The sequence below is a fragment of the Mycobacterium colombiense genome, assembly GCF_001672755.1.
Classification (GTDB): domain Bacteria; phylum Actinomycetota; class Actinomycetes; order Mycobacteriales; family Mycobacteriaceae; genus Mycobacterium; species Mycobacterium colombiense_C.
The window spans coordinates 1-720 of record NZ_LZKI01000078.1 but is presented as its reverse complement, the minus strand read 5'-3'; the positions used below and the strand labels follow the sequence as shown (position 1 = coordinate 720).

The 720-nt window shown below is 70.0% G+C and carries 1 protein-coding gene; it reads right to left on the bottom strand.

Annotated features, from left to right (window positions below; translation table 11 throughout):
- On the bottom strand, positions 1-720 hold a 720-nt coding region (locus A5708_RS12315), incomplete at both ends, for a phosphopantetheine-binding protein (RefSeq protein ID WP_231117889.1).

Genomic DNA, 720 nt, shown 5'->3' with positions numbered 1-720 from the left:
TTGCCCGGTGGCGGCCGCCCACACCGCGCGCAGCATGCTGCCGGTGGCCGGGTTCAGCCGGGCCCGCGCCGCCAGCAGGGCCTCCCGGGAGATCACCGTGGCGGTGTGCAGGCAGGTGGCGACGTCCACGGTTCCGGGTTGGGGCACAGTCAACGCCCAGCCGCCGGCGGCGTCGTCATCGACGCGCAGTCGCAGCATGGCGTGCCGATCCAGCAGGGCCTGCAATATGGCCTTCACGTCGGCTTCGATAACGCCCGCCGGTGCCTGGACGATGACTGTCTGGTTGAACTGCTCTACCGGTCCGTTGACGTCTCGCAGCCAGTGCATGATCGGGGTGGCGATCACCGGCCCGATGCCCTCGTCGACAGGTCTGTCGGTGCCGTCCGCGACAGCGGCCACCCGGGCCAGCCGGGCCACGGTCTGCTCGACGAAGATGTCGCGGGGCCGACAGATCAGCCCCGCGGCGCGGGCACGGGCGACCACCTGCATCGACGAGATGCTGTCGCCGCCCAGGTCGAAGAAGGAGTCGTCGACGCCGACCCGCTCAAGCCCGAGTACCTGCGCATAGGTGCCGGCCAGGAGTTCTTCGACCTGGGTGTCCGGGGCGCGGTAGTGGCCGGCGGTGTATTCCGGTGCGGGCAGGGCGTGGGTGTCGAGTTTGCCGTTGGGGGTGAGTGGGAGGTGGTCGAGGGTGATGATTGCGGCCGGGATCATGTAGGG